Raw genomic sequence first — 15,120 nt, forward strand, 5'->3', positions numbered from 1 at the left:
AAATACATACTTATAAATAAAAAATCCCCCTCTTAATAATAAGAGACGGATAATATTTCCGCGGTACCACTCTAATTGCATAAAATGCCACTCTATGCTTTAACGCAGCTAAACGACTATAAATAGTTATCTCAAAGGCTCTCTTCATGTATTATATCTTATAAGGCTTCCACCATCCCTTACTCGCTTAAAGAATCTAATACACTACTCTTCTTCTCAACGATAATATTAATATTCTATTTTATCAAGCTAATTATACAAAAGCAGCAAAATTATTGCAAGAAATTTATTTAAATCTAGGCTTTAAATCATTCCAAAAAATAGTCCAGCTATTTTTAAGAATAATCCTTCTATTAATCCAGATGGTATCGCTAAAACATATTTACCTAAAACTACAAATGCTATTAAAATATAAAGCTGATAATCATATATCATTCCAGAATATTTATAAAAGTTTCTAGGACTTAAATATCTAAATAAATCAAAACATGCAAGTCCTGGTAATGGTAATAAATTAAATATAAATAAATTTATATTTATTTCTATTATAAACTTAAGAGCATAAGTTATAATCATAAAACTTGATACATTTAAATATATTCCCAACTTTAGCCATAAAGTAAATATTAATGAAAATATAAAGGCTACAATTAATGTAGAAAATAATGATGCATAGGTAACTTTAACAGCATCTTTATATCCATTTTTATAGGCACTAGGATTAGTTTCCACAGGTTTTGTCCATCCAAAATTAGCAATTAATATCATAATAAATCCAATAATGTCTATATGGTCTAAAGGATTTAAGCTTAACCTCCCTTGAAATCTTGGTGTTTTATCTCCTAATTTATCTGCCATCTTTGCCTTTGCATAGCCTTGAGCTGTAAAGGCTATTAAAATTCCCGGAATTACTAAAACTTTTTGTAATAAATAATTATTCATAATTACCTCCTCACATTTGTATTATACCATAATTATGAAAATTAAATACTATTATATGTTAAATAACTATTAACAGTCATTTATAAAATTAAATATAAAAGTCCACAGCTAAAACTCTTTAATAATCTAAAGTTAAGCCTAGCTGTGAACTTTATACTAATACTTTTTAATATCAATTCTGCTTATTGTCTATTGTATTAGTATTGGTATTTTCATTATTACTAGGATTATCTGTTTTTTTATCTCCAAAAGAATTATTAGGATTATTTGGAACATTATTTTGTTCTTGGCCTCCATTATTTTCTCCAGACTCATTAGAACCATTATTCTTATTTTCTGTTCCCTTATTTCCTTCATTTGATTCTTTTTCTTTTTCTCCTGATGAAGTTTCTTCTTTCTTTTCCTCTTCATTTTTGCCAGAATCTATTATATCTTCTTTATCTCTATCATTATAATCTTCCGGATTTATGTTGTATATTGCATTATAAGCTGCTTCTTCAGCATCATATTGCGCCGCCAAATTTTGTACTGCCAATAAATCAAATTCTTCTACATTAGGAAGCTTATCATTAAAAATAAAATCATAAAGCACCTTAGAATTTTGCTCAAAGTCTATTAATAAACACCATCCCTTATCCTTATATGGGCGATCTCCAGCAATTAACTCTGTTTGAGGTATTTGTAATTGTTCAATATTTAATGCTGGCAGTTTATATATTGTATATGCTAAATTTAAAGCAAGTGGTATATCAATATTAGTCTTTACATAGTCTGCCACTGTATTGGCTAAACTAACATATTTTAATGGATTAATTTCTCTAAATTTGCTTGCAATTTCTGATAATACTCTATTTTGTCTTTCTGCTCTTTCAAATCCGCCATTACCAACATATCTAATTCTTGCATAAGCCAAAGCCTGCTGTCCATTTAAATGCTGATATCCAGGTTCAGTTAATAAAGGCGACTTTAATCCTGTTACTTCTCCAATAAACTTATTTACTTCATCTATTTCATAATCCTTAACATCTACATCTATTCCTCCAAGTTCATCTATTATATCTTCAAAGCCCCAGAAATTTACGATTATATATTTATCTAAATGCAAATTAAAATTTTCTTCTATGGTCTTCATTAATAAGGCCGCTCCACCTTCTGCTCCCTTTGGCTTTCCATTTTCATCTTCTTCTAAACTTCCTAAATAAAAGGCAGTATTTATCTTATATTCATCATAATCAGGTATTTTTACTAAGGTATCTCTCATAATAGATGTTAATTTTATTTTTTTATTATTATTGTCTAAAGTTGCAATAATTATCGAATCGGATCTGGATGGTTCATCTAAAGTTCTTCCATCAATTCCTATTAACAAAACATTTGTTATTCCTTCAACTTCAGAATAACTTTCTTCCTTTTTTTCTTCTGGAATATATTCATCATAAATTTTATTTCTAAGGTTATTATAAATTGATACTCCAGCAATTAAAAAAGCTGCCAAAACAACCAAAATAGTTGTAATAATAATCTTCTTTTTACTAATTTTTTTCTTTTTTTTATCCTTATCAATATCTAGATTCTCGCTATTCATTTTATACTCCTCCCCTAATAATCTTAGGAATAAATTACTATTTATAAGACTTAATAAATATTTTATCAAATTAATAAATATTTTATCAAAAAATGATAATAATTTCATTACAATTTTATTTCAATTTAATTATTTATTTTCTCAAGAATTCAAGTTTATTATATATTTTATGTTTATTTTTTAAAAATTTTGTTAATAATTTCAATGAGAGGTGATTATATGAATAACAAAGAGATAAATAAGTTTATCAAATTAAAAAAGAAAATTTCTGTAGCAATTTTTATTATTTCTTTATTTATTATTTGTTTCTTAATAAGTTACTTTGTTTCTGATTATCTTACAAACCCAAAATATAGAGTAAACGACGATATCAATAATAACAAAACTGTTTATAATGAAACAGCAAATTATTTAGATGAAAATACTTTTATTACCCTTAAAACCATAGATAAAATCGATTTCTCTGAAACTTTGGCAAACTTAAAAAATATATTAAATCTAGAAGGTAAGCTAACTCTAGATGCTTTAAGTGAAGAATTGTCAAAAGTTGGCTATAAGCTTTCTGATTGGGATGAAGAAAAAATAATTTATACAAGATCAGAAGAAGTAAATTCTACTACTTTAGAGCCTAATAAATATTATTTAGGAGCGGAGGAAGGTTATATAAGCATATTTAAAACAGATGAAAATGGAAAAGTAATTGAAGAAGAAAAAAGAGTTTATACTGAATTCAAACCTTTAAGCGATCTTCCTGAAATAGATCAGGAAGCTATAAAAAACAATAAATTTTTCTTTGATACAAAAGATGAAGCATTAATAAAATTAAGTGAAATGGTTTCATAGATATACAATATTTAACTACTAAAACATATGCTATATATAATAGTAAGTTTTAGTAGTTTATATTTTTGTAAACATTTAAATATGTTTTATGTAAAATAATTTAGTTATTTTAATAATAAATATCAATAATTTTCTATTTACAACTTCCTCATTTGCAATTAATATATAAGTTGCCCAATAAGTTATCCAATAAATTTATTCTATTTGGAGGTTTGTTTAATGAAAATTAGTATTATAGATATGCCTTTATTTTTAGGCTGTGATAAACCTGGTGTGGAAAAAGGACCAAAAATTTTAAGAGAAAACAACCTTCTAAATATCTTTAATCAAAGTCATATAGTCTGTGATATGGGTGAAGTTCATGTAAATAATGTTTCTTCAAAGGATAAATACACAGCTAATGCAAAAATGAAGTATTTAGATGAAGTTATTAAAGCAAATTTTTTATTAGCTTCTAAAGTATATGAATCTTTATCGAATTCTAGTCTCCCATTAATTATAGGCGGAGATCATTCACTAGCTTTAGGGAGCATTGCTGGATCTAGCAAATATTTTAATAATGACATTGCCGTTGTTTGGATAGATGCACATGGTGATATAAACACAGATAAAACCTCACCAACTGGTAATATACATGGTATGCCTTTAGCTGCTTCCATGGGAATAGGTCATGAAAGCTTAGTAAATCTTTTCTATCAAGGACAAAAAGTTAAACCTGAAAATGTATTTCTATTAGGCTGTAGAGACTTAGATGCGGGTGAATTAGAGTTAATCAAAGAATATAATTTAAATGTATGGCCAATGAAAGAAATTAAAGACAAAGGCATAACTTTAGTTTTAGATGAATTAATTAAAACCTTATATACAAGAAATATAGCTAATATTCATTTTAGTTTTGATATAGATAGTTTAGATTCTTCTCTTGTTCCTGGAACAGGTACTCCTGTCAAAGATGGACTAACCTTTTCAGAAGGAAAAGAGATAATTGAAAGAATATTTAATACTTCTTTAGTTAGAGCAATGGATTTTGTAGAATTTAATCCTCTACTTGACAAAAATAATAGAACACTAGAAATGTGTTTAGAATTATTAAAAGTAACATCTAAATCTATGGAGAAAATATCAAATATAAATTTTATATCTGATAGCTTAGTTGTCTAGTATAATAAGCTTATAACAAATAGCCAATAGAGTTATTTTTTATCTATTGGTTATTTTTTTATAATTCATATTATTATATAATTTCACTAGTGTTTAATTATTAGTGAATATTTCCATTGACTTTTTAAAATATTCCACTACATGATTATATGGAATATAATACCATTAAAATTGGTTATAAAAACAGAATTTTTTATAGAATTATTTGGTTTTGAAGGATTCTATTTGAAATTATATCAGCAACTATTTAAAATGTTAGACCATTTATAATTGTTAACTTCGTAAATCTCAAATAGATTATCTTTTATAGCTCGCTTTATTTCAATCATAGTAATTTTCTTCTCCATTAGCGGCTCTATAAGCTTAAATATAGTAAAGGTCATGATACCGGTAATAATTTGAATCATTATTGCATTTAGTGAGCGACCTATAAAAGTTTTGAATTTTAAGTTTTGTTTTATCCATTTAAAGAAAAGTTCTATTTCCCAGCGCTTTTTATAAAGCCATGCTATTTCTTCACTTAAAAGTTCATCAATATTTGTTATAAAGGTTAGTTCTTTACCATATTTATCTATAATTTTTATAAGGCGATATTCTTCTTTTGTTTGATAAGTATATTGAGAACCCAATTTTACTATCTTATCACAGACTATTTGAGTTCCAACATCCAAAAGTCGTTTATCGCTGTGGCTTATTCTTAAATCTTTAATTTCAGTAACTACGGCGTTATCCTTTAACCTAGTTACAAAGTATTTTTCATCCTTTGTGTATTGATCGAATTTTTGGTAATCTAAATAGCCTTTATCAAATACGTAAATACAATGCTTTGTATCTATTAATGTATCCATAGCAGTTTTATCATGCTCGACAGCATTTGTAACAACAAATGCATCCGGAATACCCTTATTTAAATCAAATCTAGTATGAATTTTTATACCAGCTTTGCTTGATCTAAATAGAGCCCATTGGTAGAGATTTAAACTCATACTTATAGTAGTAGAATCAATTAGTTTAACAGAACCAAAGCGCTTTAAAGATTCATTTGCTGACCCTATATTTAAAGCTTTATTAATAAGCTCAGTTAAAACTGGCAAAAACACTTCGTAATTGCGCTTATTATTATGGTATGACACTGTACTCAAGCTAACGCTTGTTACGATTGATTTTACTTTGGTAGACATACGAATGCCAAAACTTAGATCTCTTAAACTATCTTTTTGCATTATATGATAATAAATCATTGCTTTTAAATGATCTTTAGTAAAAAATTTAGAAACTTTATTATCTGTTTTTAACATAAATGCAGAATGTTTCAATGTGTTCCAATTGATAAACTCTATAATTTTATCAAATAATTTGATATAATTAACCACGTAGCCAGTAACCTCCTTTAGGTTTATAGTTTTTGTGGTGATTACATTAAACCAAAGGTTACTGGCTACTTTCACGTCTAAATTTATGGTAATTGGACAAATTATAACCATATCAAAATTGTCAATGGAAATTTTAATCAAAGATTAAACAGTAGTGATATAATTTATGTTATTATATAATTTATAAACTAGTACCTTAGGAGGATAAAATGAAATTATTATTTTTTGATACAGAAACGACCAGCATAAAACCAGGTAATATATGTCAATTGAGTTATATACTTGTTGATGCTTCTACTAAACCACAAACTACAATAGGTAAAAACTTTTTTTTCACTGTAGATAATATGGATGAAGGTGCTGAAGCAGTACACGGCTTCTCCCTTGAAAAATTATATGAATTATCTGAAGGACGTGAATTTATAGATTTTATTCAAGATTTTATGCCTGATTTTTATGAAGCTGATTTTATTATTGGACATAACGTTCAATTTGATATAAAATTTTTAAAACATGAAATACAGCAACTTTGGGATGCTGGAATGATTGAAGAAAATTGGGAACCTAAAAATACATTTTGCACTATGTCTTATTATAAAAATATATGTAAAATTCCTAGTCCAACTGGTAACATTAAAAATCCAAAATTATCTGAAGTCGTAGATTTTCTTAAAATAAGCGAAGAACAAATAATTCAAAAAGCTAATGATCTTTTTAAAGGTAGTGGAAATTATCATGATGCAAGGTTTGATACTACTGCAACATATTTATCAGTGATTCAAGGTATGAAAAAAGGCCTAATCAAGCCTGGATATTTTTCAAATCTTTTAAAAAAGTAAGAAATTTATAAAATATACTAGTAGAATGAGGGCATATTTGAAGCTGCTAAAATCTACCCTCATTCTCCTTGCCATACTAAAAGCTAAATTATTTATATAAAATAATACCTAATATTTGAAGCAATTTCTTCTCCTAAAATATTTCTTATAATATTTATACAAGCATTTATATTTTCTTTATAATCTCTCGCTATTATTATTTTGCCATAATCTATTAAATTTTTATCTTCAATAACTTCAATATCAAATATATTTTCTAATTCCTTTAATTCTTTCGAAAATAAAAGAATATAGTCACTATTTAAATACTCCTTTTTAATAAAATCAATAATATAGGACCTGTCCAAATTAAATTCTTCACTATCAGTTCCAGGAATTATTAAAATGCTCTTTTCATTAACATTTTCCTTAAAACTTTTATCAACAGTAATAAATATTTTATCTTCTGTTTGCACTTCTTTATTATTTGAAACTAGGTAAATATTAAAATAAGAATTATTCAATACTTTATTTGCTGTAATAAAAATTTTTACTGCTATTGAATAATCTAATATATTCATATTATCATAGCATAAAATATAAACATCCCTTTTTTCCTTTTCATTATAAGCTGCAAACTTATTTCTATCTAATTTATACGTAACCTGATCTTTAAATTTATTTATAATTTCAAAACCTAATTTCTCAAATATTCTTTTTGCTTCTTTTGTATCTGCCGAATCAATTATAGCTTCTCCGCCAAAAGTCCAAAAATAATACTCTAATAGCAGCTTTAAGGCCTCACTAGCATAACCACGCCCTCTATGCTTATAATCTATTTTTACATTTATTCTTGCTACTTTAGTTATTGAGTTATATCCGTGAAAACTAACCTCTCCTACAGGATTATCCTTTAAATCATAAATAAGGCAGAAAAAATTTTTCCCATCTGTTGGATAAACCATTTTCTTATAAAACATTTCCCATTTTTTCTTAGGAAAAGAATAAGCTCCTCCTATATCCTTCATATTTTCTTCACAACCCCATAATTTTTCAACAAAAGATAATTCTTTAAATTCAGGATTACGAATATATACTTTATTTCCCCGCCTTATGTATAAGTTATATTTTTTATCCATGATACCACCTATCTGTTTGCTTAATTATCTTAGTTAATATAAACTACTATCTCATAAATTAGCAATTTTATCAAGAAAGATAATTTACAAAAATCTACTTATTTTCTTATTTTATTAAATAACAGTTTTCTACAGAATATTTTTCAGAATTTTTTCACAAAAATTACAAAAACAAAATAATTTAGTTTTACTAAACTCCAAGTGTTGTTTTATTAAACTCAATTTTTCTTTATTCTCTTCTATTTCAATGTTTTCAAGGGTTCCAGAGATTATTTTTCAAAAAATTTTTTAATATTTTTTCAAAAAAATATTGATTTATATTTTATTAATAGATATAATATCTATTGTTTGTTTAGTAATCATAAACTTAGTGTTTAGTATTAAGAAGAAGATAATTCTGCTAAATAATTGTCATTCTTAATAAACAATAATAAAAATATTAGTAAATAGAGGTGTATTTGTGAATATTGGAGAAAAAATACGTAGATTACGTATTGAAAAACAATTAACTCAGGAAGAACTCGCAAATAGGTGTGAACTTTCTAAGGGTTTCATATCTCAAGTAGAAAACGAATTAACCTCACCTTCAATAGCTACTTTAGTAGATATATTAGAAACCTTAGGAACAAATCTAACAGAATTTTTTAGTGATGCTAGTGAAGAAAAAATCACTTTCACCTATGAGGATATGTTCGAAACTGAAAATGAAGAACTTAAGTATAAGATCAAATGGCTTATACCTAATGCTCAAAAAAATCAAATGGAACCTATTATGATTACTTTAGAAGCTAATGGTCGATACATTGAAGAAGAACCTCATGAAGGTGAAGAATTTGGATATGTCCTTTCAGGATCAATAATACTTCATATAGGAAATAAAAAATTTAAAGTAAAAAAAGGAGAAAGTTTTTATTTTAAACCTAAATCAAATCATTATATTTCTAATAATGGTAAAACTCAGGCTAAAGTCCTTTGGATTAGTACGCCGCCATCATTCTAATTTATATGTAAAGAGGTGTTTTAATTGAAACAAAACATTATTGAACTTAAGGGGATTTCTAAAGCTTTTGATGATAACCTAGTTTTAGATAATATTAATTTGAGTATTAAAGAAAATGAATTTTTAACATTATTAGGCCCAAGTGGATGCGGTAAAACTACTACCTTAAGAATTATTGCTGGTTTTGAAGAAAGTGATAGTGGTGAATTATTATTTAATGGTACAGATATATCCACTTTACCTCCTTATAAAAGGCAAGTAAACACCGTATTTCAAAAATATGCTCTATTTCCTCATATGAATGTTTATGAAAATATAGCTTTTGGCCTTAAAATAAAGAAACTTTCGAAATCTGAAATTGATAATAAAGTAAAAAATATTCTTAAACTTGTTTCTTTAGAGGGTTTTGAAAAAAGAAATATAGAATCATTAAGCGGTGGCCAACAACAAAGAATTGCTATAGCAAGAGCTCTTGTTAATGAACCAAAAGTATTGCTTCTTGATGAACCTCTAGGTGCATTAGACTTAAAACTAAGAAAGGAAATGCAATTAGAACTAAAGAAAATTCAAAAAAGACTTGGAATTACATTTATTTTTGTAACTCATGATCAAGAAGAAGCCTTAACTATGTCAGATAAAATAGTTGTTATGAATAAAGGTAAAATACAACAAATGGGAACGCCAGAAGATATATATAATGAGCCTGCCAATGCTTTTGTTGCTGGATTTATCGGCGAAAGTAATATATTTGATGCTATAATACTTGAAGACTACAAAGTTAAATTCTCTAATAAAGTATTCGATTGTGTTGATAAGGGCTTTTCGAAAAACGAAAAGGTGGATATAGTAATTAGACCTGAAGATATAAAAATTGTTCCAGCTGATAAGGGTATGTTAAAAGGAAGTGTTAAATCTGTAATTTTTAAGGGTGTCCATTATGAAATTGAAGTAGAAGAAGGAAATAATAGATGGATATTGCACAATACAAAATCTGCTGAAGTAGATTCAGTTATTGGCCTAGATATTTATCCAGAAGATATACATATAATGAGAAAGGCTGCTGAAAATGAGTAGAAAAAAGAAAAATTCAACAAACTTTCTAGCATATCCTTTTATCATTTGGAGCACACTTTTTATTGTAATACCTTTATTAATAGTTTTATTCTTTGCATTTACTGTTAAAAATCCTAACGGAAGCTATATGTTTTCTATAGAAAACTTTAATAAATTATTTAAAGAAGAGTATATGAATGTTTTCAAAAGAAGTTTGTGGTTAGCTTTTTTATCAACATTCTGGTGTTTGATTTTAGGTTATCCAGTAGCATATTTTATTTCAAAAATGAAACCCTCTAAGGGAAGCATAATGATACTATTATTTATTGTTCCTATGTGGATGAACTTCCTTCTTAGGACTTATGCTTGGATGCCTATCCTCGGTAAAAATGGCTTTATCAACAATATACTTGGATATTTTAACTTAGGACCTTATCAATTTTTGTATAATGATACAGCAGTTATCTTAGGTATGATTTATAATTTCTTACCTTTTATGATACTGCCTATATATACTGTATTAACAAAAATGGATACTAGTCTTTTAAACGCTGCTTCAGATCTTGGAGCCAATAGATTTCAAGTATTCAAAAAAATTGTTCTTCCTTTAAGCATGCCTGGGATAATATCAGGAATAACAATGGTATTTATGCCTGCTGTTTCTACCTTTGTAATTTCAAGATTATTAGGTGGAGGACAGTATATGCTTCTTGGAAACTTGATAGAACAACAATTCACAAACGTTGGTGATTGGAACTTTGGTTCTGCAATATCTGTATTTATGATGATAATAATATTAATATCCATGGCTATTATGAGTAAATTTGATAGTGCAGATTCAAAAGAAGGGGGAGGACAATTATGGTAAAAAAATTAGAAAATTTCATAAAAAGATTCTATCTTTTATTAATATTTATTTTCTTATATACACCTATAATATCACTAATGGTTTTCTCCTTTAATGAATCTAAAACCATGGGTAACTGGAGCGGCTTCACTTTTAAATGGTATAAAGAATTATTTAACAACAGCAGAATAATGGAAGCATTATTTTACACTGTTTTAATTGCATTAATTTCTTCAATTATTGCTACAATAATAGGTACACTTGCGGCAATTGGAATTAATAAAATGAAAGGCTCAAAAAAAGCCCTTTTATTAAATATAAATTATTTACCAGTTTTAAACCCTGATATAGTAACAGGAATATCATTAATGAGCTTATTTATATTTATTAGACCATTAATTAATATAGATTTTGGTTTTATAACAATGCTGCTAGCTCATATAACTTTTGATATCCCTTATGTAATATTAGCAGTACTGCCAAAATTGAGACAATTACCAGATAATGTGGAAGAGGCAGCTTTAGATCTAGGTGCCACTCCTTCTTATACTTTAAGAAAAATAATATTACCACAAATAAAACCAGGAATAATATCCGGTTTGCTTATTGCTTTTACCATGTCTATTGATGATTTTGTTATTAGTTTCTTTACTACTGGTCCTGGAGTTACTAATCTTTCAATAGAAATTTACTCTATGGCTAGAAGAGGTATAAAACCTGAAATTAATGCATTATCAACTTTAATGTTTATTACTGTTTTATGTCTTCTATTAATAGCAAATAGAAAAGAATTTATATCAAGAGGTGATAAAATTGAAAAAAATTAAACAAATTCTTGCACTATGTTCATCATTTCTATTACTATCTTCATCCTTAGCTGGATGCTCATCTAAGGGTAAGGAAAATAATGGAGAACAAAGAGTTTTAAATGTATTTAACTATGGAGACTATATTGATGAAGATCTTATAGAGAAATTTGAAAAAGAAACAGGAATAAAAGTTATCTATGATACTTATGAAACTAATGAAATAATGTATCAAAAAGTAAAAAGTAACCCTGGAGTATATGATATATTATTCCCATCCGATTATATGATTGAAAAAATGATCAAGGAAGATATGTTAGAAAAACTTGATTTTAACAATATTCCTAACTATCAATATATTGGAGATCAATATAAAAATTTAGTTTATGATCCAAATAATGAATACTCTGTTCCATATATGTGGGGAACTATTGGGATAATATATAATGCTGATAATATAAAAGATACTATTGATAGCTGGAATGACCTTTGGAATGAAAAATATTCTGGTGATATTTTAATGTTTGACTCAATAAGAGATACTCTTGCAATTTCATTAGCAAGAAAAGGATATTCTATTAACTCTACAAATCAAAAAGAAATAGAAGAAGCCGCAAATGAATTAATTAAACAAAAGCCATTAGTTCAAGCTTACATTATGGATGAAGTAAAAGAAAAAATGGTTAATGGAGAAGCGAATTTCGCAACTGTTTATTCAGGAGATGCAATATATATTCAACAAGATGCACCTGATATTAATTTCAAATATGTAGTTCCTAAAGAAGGTTCTAATATTTGGTTTGATGCTATGGTTATTCCAAAAGGTGCTGCTAATAAAAAAGAAGCTGAAGAATTTATTAATTTCTTAAGTGATCCTGAAAATGCAAAACAAAATGTTGAATATATTGGATATTCTACTCCAAATGTAGCTGCTTACGAACTATTAGATGAAGAAATGCAAAGTAATGAAACAGCATATCCTTCAGAAGACATTCTAAAAAAATGCGAAATTTATAGAGACTTAGGTGAAAATATAAAACTTTATGATGATGCATGGCTAAATGTTAAAATGAAATAAGTAATATTACAAAGGGAACTTTATGTTAACTAATCGTTAAATAAAGTTCCCTTTCTCTTTCCTATTTTCTAAAAAAATTAATTGTTTCTAAACCATAATTCTATTTCTCTTTTAGCATTTTCCACGCTATCTGATGCATGAACACAGTTTTCTCTTGTACTAGTACCATATAATCTTCTTATTGTTCCTTCTTCTGCCTTTGCAGGGTCAGTACTTCCATTAATTTTTCTTATTTTCTCAATAGCATTTTCTCCCTCTAATACCAGGGCACATAATGGCCCCTTAGTAATAAAATCTATTAAAGGTTCGTAAAAGCTTTTTCCTATATGATCTCTATAATGTTCTGCGGCGAAACTTCTGCTAATTGTTTCCATTTTTAATTTAACAATATTTAATCCATTTTCTTCATACATATTAATTATTTTCCCTACTAATTTTCTTTCTACCGCATCTGGTTTGATTAATACTAATGACCTCTCCATAATTCTCCTCCTGTTTATTAAAGTTTCATATATTATTTTTCCCTCAATTATATTATATATGATATAATTTTTTTATAAAGAGTTAGGGAGGTATTTTATGGTTAGGTATTATATTTTAGCACAAGGTAGAGTTCAAGGTGTAGGTTTTAGATTTTTTTGCCAAATGAATGCAACATCCCTAGGCTTAACAGGATGGGTAAGGAACCTTTATAATGGTGATGTTGAAATAGAAGTGCAAGGAGATATAGATAGACTAGAAAAATTTATAGAACTTATTAAAGAAGGAAATAGATTTATACGTGTTGATAATTTAGATATAAAAGAAATTGATATTAATGAAAAAGAAAAGAAATTCACAGCAAAATATTAAAAGATTGTGAAGCAATCTTTATTAATGTGCAGTGTACAGTTGAGGAAATAATTCAGCTTAAGCTGAATTATAATATTTATAATCTCTAAAAGAGCTTATAGAAATATAATTTTAGAAACTACGCAGTAGTTTCTTCCTTAACTGCTAACTGCACATTATTAACTGTAAACTAAAAGATTGCTTCGCAATCTTTTATAATTGTTCATCTATTTCATATAATTTATACTCTTCAATTACTTCTATTAATATATCTGCATATATTAATTCTCCATTTTCGTTTTTTACAGTTGCATAACCTGCTTTTTCAAGAGCCTCTGCCTGTCCTTTATAATCCTTACTGTCAAAAAGCCCATTTTCAGCATACCTAGAGTTCTCATATAAAAACTTTCCGTGATCTTTAATTGAAGCCTTATAACTATCATAAGCTCTAAAATTAGCAATGATTCTATCTTCATAATTTTCCATAGTTTCAAAAGCTACTACTTCTCCAGTATAACTTTCATCAGCCTTTATTCCAAATAAGTTATAGTATTCTCTAGCTAAAGTAGATTCTCCAAAATCCGATTCCACTATTGCTTGTGCAATTGTAATAGAAGGAAGTATTCCATATTTTTTATAATTAGCTAAGGCACCTTCTTTTAGCATTTCTATAAATTCTTCTTTTGAAACAATAGTTTCATTCTTCCTATTTTTTGAAAGTATGCTAAAAGTAAAAATAAAACTTAAAGTAAAAAATATAAATACTATTAATATTATTATTAATTTCCTTTTTGTATTCCTTCTATTACTAATAATTTTATAACTTTCTAAACCTTTATATGTTCCAATTTCCCTCATATTCCCCTCACACTCTATTTAAAATATAAGCTATAAATCCCAATAAAATTTATACATAAAAAATAAAAACTTATAACCTTTTATTACAATTAATATATAAAAGCAATTTATTAAATTACTCACTAATACTATAGTAGTATATTAATAATATATTAATAATATATTAATGAATATTTTTCTTTTTCTTAAAGTATATTTTTTATAATAATATAAAATAATAAATATTTTACTATTTTTTCATTAATTTTTCTTTAATAAATCAAAAATTATATTTAGGAGGTTCCAATATGCATTTCCATCTATATGATTTAATATTATTATTTTTCATATATTCATTTCTTGGTTGGTGTTTGGAAGTTTCTTATGCGGCTATTAAGACTGGTAAATTTGTTAATAGAGGATTTTTATATGGAACAGTTTGTCCAATATACGGATTAGGAGCTCTTATTGTAATAATTTCTTTAAACCCTATTAAGAACAATATATTATTATTATTTTTAGCTTCTATTCTGCTTACCAGCTTTCTAGAATTCCTTGCTGGTTTCCTATTAGAAAAAATTTTTCAAAATAAATGGTGGGACTATTCTGATCTTCCCTATAATTTAAAAGGATATATATGTCTTAAATTTTCTATTTATTGGGGAATTGCTTGTATATTTATTATAAAATTTATACAACCTTTTATTTATACATTAATTAATGCTATACCTATTATTCTTGGTAAAATTATAATTATGCTTCTGATATTATTTATTATTGTAGCAATAATGTCAGATCGGAAGAGCA

The 15,120-nt window shown here is 26.6% G+C and carries 16 protein-coding genes and 1 other annotated feature; of the genes, 10 read left to right on the top strand and 6 right to left on the bottom strand.

The window, feature by feature from the left end:
• Positions 1-38 precede the first annotated feature (38 nt).
• Positions 39-229: a binding site (T-box leader), on the bottom strand.
• A 74-nt stretch (positions 230-303) separates the two neighbouring features.
• Both KQI16_RS06785 and KQI16_RS06790 read right to left on the bottom strand, forming a co-directional pair.
• On the bottom strand, positions 304-942 hold the full coding sequence (locus KQI16_RS06785; RefSeq protein WP_216432997.1) for a site-2 protease family protein: 639 nt from the start codon (positions 940-942) through the stop codon (positions 304-306).
• 172 nt (positions 943-1,114) lie between these two features.
• Positions 1,115-2,527 (bottom strand): LCP family protein, encoded by a 1,413-nt coding sequence (locus KQI16_RS06790; protein WP_216432999.1) that lies wholly within the window; start codon positions 2,525-2,527, stop codon positions 1,115-1,117.
• A gap of 219 nt (positions 2,528-2,746) precedes the next feature.
• On the opposite strand from KQI16_RS06790, the gene KQI16_RS06795 reads away from it, so the two are divergent.
• Together KQI16_RS06795 and rocF are read left to right on the top strand one after the other, a co-directional pair.
• Positions 2,747-3,370 carry a hypothetical protein gene (locus KQI16_RS06795; RefSeq protein ID WP_286172924.1) on the top strand — a complete coding sequence of 208 codons (624 nt, stop codon included), beginning with the start codon at positions 2,747-2,749 and terminating at the stop codon, positions 3,368-3,370.
• Between the two features lie 219 nt (positions 3,371-3,589).
• Positions 3,590-4,531, top strand: a complete 942-nt coding sequence (gene rocF, locus KQI16_RS06800; RefSeq protein WP_216433003.1) for an arginase — start codon at positions 3,590-3,592, stop codon at positions 4,529-4,531.
• A gap of 236 nt (positions 4,532-4,767) precedes the next feature.
• On the opposite strand, the gene KQI16_RS06805 is transcribed toward rocF, so the two are convergent.
• Entirely contained in the window at positions 4,768-6,015 is a 1,248-nt protein-coding gene (locus KQI16_RS06805; protein WP_286172926.1) for an IS4 family transposase, read from the bottom strand.
• A 98-nt stretch (positions 6,016-6,113) separates the two neighbouring features.
• Between KQI16_RS06805 and KQI16_RS06810 the strand changes: the two genes are divergently transcribed.
• A complete protein-coding gene (locus KQI16_RS06810; protein WP_216433006.1) occupies positions 6,114-6,743 on the top strand; it encodes a 3'-5' exonuclease in 630 nt (209 codons plus the stop codon).
• A gap of 92 nt (positions 6,744-6,835) precedes the next feature.
• Here the strand turns inward: KQI16_RS06810 and KQI16_RS06815 are convergent, their stop codons facing one another.
• Positions 6,836-7,861 carry a GNAT family N-acetyltransferase gene (locus KQI16_RS06815; RefSeq protein WP_216433008.1) on the bottom strand — a complete coding sequence of 342 codons (1,026 nt, stop codon included), beginning with the start codon at positions 7,859-7,861 and terminating at the stop codon, positions 6,836-6,838.
• 460 nt (positions 7,862-8,321) lie between these two features.
• Here KQI16_RS06815 and KQI16_RS06820 point away from each other — a divergent pair, with 460 nt between their 5' ends.
• The 5 genes from KQI16_RS06820 to KQI16_RS06840 are packed head-to-tail and all read left to right on the top strand — an operon-like array spanning position 8,322 to position 12,645.
• A complete protein-coding gene (locus KQI16_RS06820; RefSeq protein ID WP_216433010.1) occupies positions 8,322-8,861 on the top strand; it encodes a helix-turn-helix domain-containing protein in 540 nt (179 codons plus the stop codon).
• A gap of 24 nt (positions 8,862-8,885) precedes the next feature.
• Entirely contained in the window at positions 8,886-9,935 is a 1,050-nt protein-coding gene (gene potA, locus KQI16_RS06825; protein WP_216433012.1) for a spermidine/putrescine ABC transporter ATP-binding protein, read from the top strand.
• Positions 9,928-10,782 (top strand): ABC transporter permease, encoded by an 855-nt coding sequence (locus KQI16_RS06830; protein WP_216433014.1) that lies wholly within the window; start codon positions 9,928-9,930, stop codon positions 10,780-10,782. Before potA ends, KQI16_RS06830 begins: the two co-directional genes overlap by 8 nt.
• Positions 10,776-11,588, top strand: a complete 813-nt coding sequence (locus KQI16_RS06835) for an ABC transporter permease (protein ID WP_216433016.1) — start codon at positions 10,776-10,778, stop codon at positions 11,586-11,588. The genes KQI16_RS06830 and KQI16_RS06835 overlap by 7 nt, the downstream gene beginning before the upstream one ends.
• Entirely contained in the window at positions 11,575-12,645 is a 1,071-nt protein-coding gene (locus KQI16_RS06840) for an ABC transporter substrate-binding protein (protein ID WP_216433019.1), read from the top strand. Before KQI16_RS06835 ends, KQI16_RS06840 begins: the two co-directional genes overlap by 14 nt.
• Before the next feature lie 77 nt (positions 12,646-12,722).
• Here KQI16_RS06840 and ndk read toward each other — a convergent pair whose 3' ends face one another.
• Positions 12,723-13,127 carry a nucleoside-diphosphate kinase gene (ndk, locus tag KQI16_RS06845; protein ID WP_216433020.1) on the bottom strand — a complete coding sequence of 135 codons (405 nt, stop codon included), beginning with the start codon at positions 13,125-13,127 and terminating at the stop codon, positions 12,723-12,725.
• Between the two features lie 97 nt (positions 13,128-13,224).
• Here ndk and KQI16_RS06850 point away from each other — a divergent pair, with 97 nt between their 5' ends.
• Positions 13,225-13,497, top strand: a complete 273-nt coding sequence (locus tag KQI16_RS06850) for an acylphosphatase (RefSeq protein WP_216433022.1) — start codon at positions 13,225-13,227, stop codon at positions 13,495-13,497.
• Between the two features lie 192 nt (positions 13,498-13,689).
• Here KQI16_RS06850 and KQI16_RS06855 read toward each other — a convergent pair whose 3' ends face one another.
• Positions 13,690-14,334, bottom strand: coding sequence for a glycoside hydrolase family 73 protein (locus tag KQI16_RS06855; RefSeq protein WP_216433025.1), 645 nt, complete (start codon positions 14,332-14,334; stop codon positions 13,690-13,692).
• A gap of 287 nt (positions 14,335-14,621) precedes the next feature.
• Here KQI16_RS06855 and KQI16_RS06860 point away from each other — a divergent pair.
• The coding region (locus KQI16_RS06860; protein ID WP_216433027.1) for a putative ABC transporter permease at positions 14,622-15,120 on the top strand (499 nt) is incomplete at its 3' end.

Origin of the sequence: Caproiciproducens sp. MSJ-32, assembly GCF_018918055.1 — a bacterium.
GTDB lineage: Bacteria > Bacillota > Clostridia > Clostridiales > Clostridiaceae > Clostridium.